Source organism: uncultured Veillonella sp. (genome assembly GCF_905209685.1).
Taxonomy (GTDB): Bacteria; Bacillota; Negativicutes; order Veillonellales; family Veillonellaceae; genus Veillonella.
Window position 1 is genome coordinate 1 of the sequence record NZ_CAJLUB010000135.1, and the last position, 4,373, is coordinate 4,373.

The window sequence follows — 4,373 nt, forward strand, 5'->3', positions numbered from 1 at the left end:
TGTTGTATACTATAGGTGTTACTGCCCCAGACTGGTAACAGAAAGGGGGTGAAAACGTGTTTGACACTTTGATTTCCTTAATAGTATCCATCGTAGCAGGTGTAACCTGTCACTACATCTGCAAGTGGCTAGATGGTTACTTCCGTCAGTAACTAGCACAAAAAAAGGAGGGCCACCACCCTCCTTTTTTGTTTGCGTGAAAACGTGTCTCACATTGACTTCCTTTGTCATATATTATGATACATGATTACCTTTAATTTGTAAATATGGCTCTAATATGGGTATAGTATGTATATGAATTAAGATTAGTATTAATTATTAGGCCATATAATTGGACCTCATGATAGGATTAGATTTATGACAAGTGAACAGGAATGGGAACAGGTTTTACAAATTAAGACAGCAGGTCGCGATGATAGTCGGTCCGATACGGAGCATCATCCTTACGAGCCTACGGATTATTGCGTGCTGGAGCGCTTGGCGAATAGTGGTCATATTCGCAAGAAAAATACGCTCATCGATTATGGCAGTGGCAAGGGCCGTGTCAGCATTTTTATGGCGTACCAAACAGGTTGTCATTCTATCGGCATTGAATACGATGAACGACTCTATGAAAGGGCTCTTATCAATGGTGAAAGCCCAGCTGCTCGCAATCGTGTAAGCTTTGTGCATGGTGATGCGGCGCTCTATGAATTGCCAGCTCAAGCAGATCGTTGCTTTTTCTTTAATCCCTTTGCACTCCATACGATTAAGCGGGTCTTAGGAAATATCTTTGATTCCTTATACCATCGGCCGCGAGAGATTAAGCTGTTTTTCTACTATGTCAACGAAGAGGTAGAAAACTTCTTGAATAACCATGTGCGATTGGAACAAGAAGAACTCATTGATTGTAGTGATCTCTTTGAAGAACGTGATATAAAAGAACGAATTTTAGTGTATTCCGTTAACTTGTTTTAGTATATTCTGTCAGCTTATTTTAATGTATTCATTCTATTTATTTTAGTATGTAAGAAACCTCAATGTTGAAGGCTTGTTTTAGTGGTTCTAAATTTGTACGACTAGGACATCATTCAAATTGAGGTTTTATTCTATTTTTAAGGAACTTTCACCTAGATTATTAAGGAAAAAGCAGATAAATTCTGATATAATAATATATTAGAGATTATAAAATCAAATTATTTTTTATGGTTCTATACATTGATTCGTATGCACTAAGTTAGTGGATAGGGCTGAGTGTATTGAAGACTGGAGGTACCCGTGGAAATCATCGATACAGCATTGATTGAACGTATTCGCAAGGCCTTAATTAAACGTTATGATCGAGATCAACAGATCCAACAAATGATAGAAGAAATCGGTGCCGAAGAGGGACTCAATGAGTCTGAATTGGCTATCGTTTACCAAGCTTATTTAGAGGTTAAGGAACGCGTTTACTACACATCCTCTCTCGTAGATTTATGGAATCAAATTGAAGAGGTTCAAAAACGGATGTCCATGTTACATACCTATGATTCTCTTGAAGAGGATTTATTTGGCAATGTGTTAGGCGACGATCAAGATGATATCATCATTGCTGATAAATCGTATCTTGGTAAGGGTGCTAGTCATAATAACGACGTGTACGCTATGGAACAGGTCCAATTATCGGATATTCCTGCGCAGCATGACTCTACAGTGGGCATGAACCATATTAAATTGAACGAATTGCATTCTATGGGCGGTCTTTTTACAGGATCTGGTGAAAGCTCCCAACATGAGATGTCTGACCTTGATGAAGCACTTGTAGAACATATGGATGTCAATCCACTAGATGGCGTTGAAAGTTTAGAAGTCTATCACTTGGATGAAGAAAATAAACATAAATCCTTAAATGATAAATTCGATGATGATATGGATAAGGACGAAGATGATTTATCTGCTATTGATCCGTATACAGCAGTAAATGCTTTATTATTTGGTAAAGCTGGTTTAGATTCCAATAAAGCCAATAAGAAGATGGAAAAGCTTCTTAAAAAGCAATTGAAACGCGTAGATGATGAATGGGCGCGTATCAATGGGACTGACGAAAAGTCTAAAAAATCTAAGGACCACAAAAAATCCAAAGACGAAAAGAAATCTAAAGAAGGCAAGAAATCTAAGGATGACAAGAAGTCTAAAGAGGATAAAAAGGACAAAAAACATAAAAAGTCTAAGGAAGATAAACATTCTAAATCCGAAGATAAGTTAAAGAAAAAGAAAGACAAGGCTGAAAAGAAGCTTAAAGTCTTAAATGACAAGTTAAAAACAGTCTTTTTAGGTGATACTTTCAGTAAAAAAGACAAGAAAAAGGATAAGAAAAAAGATAAATCCGAAAAAAAGTAGAAACGATAGTTCCCGTATGGAATAGTAAGGTCTCTAAGAAGGCGTTGGAGAGTACTAGTGCTGAGAAATCAGCCAGTGCTGGGACTATCGACCGCGGATGCGGTAAATGCAAACGATGTAAGGGACCTAAATGTAAGAAATATCCAACATAATTACAGTTAGGTAGTATAGAGTAGTAGTTAAGTTATATGAACGAACAGTAAGGGGTTAATGATGAACCGATGGCAACGATTATTTGAAGGCATAAAGACAGAGATTAAGGTATTTATCTTCTTCTCTGCCTTGTTGACTGCATTTAGAATCGTGTTTCTTGCAGTATTCCAATCACAGCTAGCATCTGTGACGATGGAAAATATCCTTACGTCCTTATGGCTAGGCTTTAGATTGAGTCTCAAGACAGTTGGTTCTTTGTGTTTATTGGGTTTCTTAGGAGGCACATTGGTGCATACCTTTGTACCAAAATGGCCATCCTTGCGCATTAAACAGGTTATCTATTCTATTGCAACGGTACTGTTAACCTTCTTATTCTTGGGGCGTATTCCATTCTATAAGATTTTTAATTCCTCCTATAATGCGATGCTCATTAATGGTAAAAACGATGATATCGGTGCCATTATTAATACAGCCATCAATGAATATAATGCGTTGATGTACATCGTTGGTGCTGTTGTGTTGAGTGCAGCCCTTTGTTGGTTCCTCGTTCGTTTCTTGGCGTGGGGCACAAAGAAATATAGCGATTACGCTAATACTCAACTAGTTTGTACTACGTGGTATCCTAAGACGAAGAAAACGCAATGGATTACAGGCATTGGATTGACTGTAGTTATCGGCGTACTAGGACTATTCTTTAGATTTGGTGGTGCTTTTAACTATACAAATTCCATTAACTGGGAAAGTGCGGCGCGACTCAGTTCTAATCTGTTAAACGAAACCATTCTTGATGATGTGCAGGCTCTTTATCGTGTTAAAAGCATCGCAAAGCGTGCAGATGAGCTTGAGGTCATCAATTTAACACCTCAAGAATTGAGTGAAAAAATTAGTGCTATCGGCGGTAAGTTTAACGGTAAGGATTTTGATGGTTCTTTCACAAGAACGATTACAACCCAACGTTTAGCAGAGCAACCGCAATCTATTAATATCGTTCTTGGTGAATCCTATGGTTTGTGGCCATTCCTCGCTGAATACAATGAACCTGGTGCCTACCTTGTTGAACAAGGCCGTAAATATGCTGCTAGCCCTCAAGCGATGGGCACGCAGCTAGCCCTTGCCCAAGGTACAGGTACAATGCCTGCTATCAACGGTTTATTGACTGGCATGCCTGATACGGGTCTATATCCTAACTATGAAGGTGAAAGTTTCAAACAACCGTACGGCTTAGGCATTGGTTCTGTTATGAAAAAACTAGGCTATAAAACAGTATTCTGGTACGGCGGCTTTAGTACATGGCAAAATGTTAAGAACTTCGCCTTGTCTCAAGGTTTTGATGAATTCCATGATGCATCCGAAATGCCAAGCGATGAAAGCAATGCGTGGGGCGTAGCGGATAAGGATATGTTTAAAGCCATCTCTGCGTACATGGACCAACATAGAGGGGAAAAAATCCTCAACGTAATCATGACTACATCTAATCATCCTCCATATAGCGTTAACGTTGCTAAAGAAGGTTATGATGTGAACAAGGTAAAAGGTCATTTGCCTGATACAATCGCTGAAACAGATAAGCAATTGAACGAAATGGGTCATATTTGGTATGCAGACCATGTAATGGGCCAGTTTATCGCTAGTGAAGAAAAAGCAGATCCATCGGCGCTCTTCGTTATCACTGGGGACCATAGCGAACGCTTTACCTTTGCTCGTGAAGTAAGTCCTAATGTGGCATCTACTATTCCGATTATCTTCTATGGACGAGGCATTCATAAAGATTGGCTTGCTCCTAATGCGTTTGGCATGAGTATTCAAATCATTCCAACCTTGGCAGAACTTGTAGGTCGTCCTGGTCAAACCTATGAAGC

The 4,373-nt window shown here is 39.0% G+C and carries 3 protein-coding genes; all 3 read left to right on the forward strand.

Annotated elements, in window-relative coordinates:
• The first annotated feature begins 357 nt into the window (after nucleotides 1–357).
• Nucleotides 358–957: a class I SAM-dependent methyltransferase gene (locus QZ055_RS08250; protein ID WP_295826040.1), complete on the forward strand. Its 600-nt coding sequence runs from the start codon at nucleotides 358–360 to the stop codon at nucleotides 955–957.
• A gap of 300 nt (nucleotides 958–1,257) precedes the next feature.
• Entirely contained in the window at nucleotides 1,258–2,361 is a 1,104-nt protein-coding gene (locus tag QZ055_RS08255) for a transcriptional regulator (protein ID WP_295826044.1), read from the forward strand.
• 210 nt (nucleotides 2,362–2,571) lie between these two features.
• Nucleotides 2,572–4,373: LTA synthase family protein (locus QZ055_RS08260; protein ID WP_295826046.1), on the forward strand; the 1,802-nt coding region annotated here is incomplete at its 3' end.